A 927-nucleotide genomic window follows, 5' to 3' on the forward strand; every position below is an offset into this window, starting at 1 on the left:
ATTCATTTCATTTGGTGGGTGACACACAACCTCATGTATATAGCGCGTTTTAATGCACTATATACCTTGTTGTGCATAGTTCTTTATTTCTTTAATTTCCACTTCTATTTTGGACTGATCAATTAAACTTTCTTCGTAAATCACTTCTTTCTTGGTCTTTTTCCAATATGGGAATAACCAAGTCATTGCGATCCCAATATCTTCATAGGTAGAATCATCAATTACTATCTCCGTTTTGTTCTTGTACGAAAAGTTACCCTTATAAAAATTCGTTATTCGTTTTCTTTTTGTGATTAAGTTAAAGAATCTGTCTATTCCCATCTGAATATTATCGTATTGAGGGTCATAATGAGTATGGGTTAATCCATAACCAACCGTTAATTCTTTGTCATCACAAGAAATCCAAATGGCGGTATCATTAATTGTTAGATGTGTTTCTTTATACCCATCATCATATTCTTCAACATGAATATTTAACTTCTCTCCTAAAACCTTTTCTAAGAGAATCTTCACTTTTTCAAATATGACTTGATGTTTCTTCATTTACTATTATGCATAACGTTAGGCTGGCTGCTGTGCTTTTTTCGCGTCGGCTTTTTTGTGCGCTGGCAAAGCATGGCAGCTCGCCATTGTTGGGTGTAGTCTTAATTTTTTATATTTATTACCACAAATATGGTATCACAATATGTTAAGCCAGGTTCTGGAACTTGGTTCAAAATAACATATTCCGGTAAGGTTAAGTCCTTGGTTGTATCCATAATAGATAATTTAACCCCTCTTTTTGTTAAAAAAGAATCCGCTACGGCGATCTTCAATCCAATGATATTTGGGGTAGTTATTTTACATTCAGTTCCAAAATATTTTTCTTTTTGAAGAATCGAAAATGTTAATCCTAATGCTGAAATAATCAGAATTGATCTCAAAAAA

1 protein-coding gene and 1 pseudogene are annotated in these 927 nt (G+C 32.9%); both read right to left on the bottom strand.

What is annotated here, in order from left to right:
* Positions 1 to 57: 57 nt before the first annotated feature.
* Positions 58 to 543 carry a hypothetical protein gene (locus tag E1171_RS00685; protein ID WP_187696130.1) on the bottom strand — a complete coding sequence of 162 codons (486 nt, stop codon included), beginning with the start codon at positions 541 to 543 and terminating at the stop codon, positions 58 to 60.
* 101 nt (positions 544 to 644) lie between these two features.
* A pseudogene (locus E1171_RS24055) lies at positions 645 to 927 on the bottom strand (hypothetical protein); the annotation flags it as partial.

It is taken from the genome of Xanthovirga aplysinae (assembly GCF_009711365.1).
Lineage (GTDB): Bacteria > Bacteroidota > Bacteroidia > Cytophagales > Cyclobacteriaceae > Xanthovirga > Xanthovirga aplysinae.

Excerpts from the sequence above, each read along its gene's own strand:
- E1171_RS00685 (WP_187696130.1), bottom strand. The coding sequence starts at position 543 with ATGAAGAAACATCAAGTCATATTTGAAAAAGTGAAGATTCTCTTAGAA.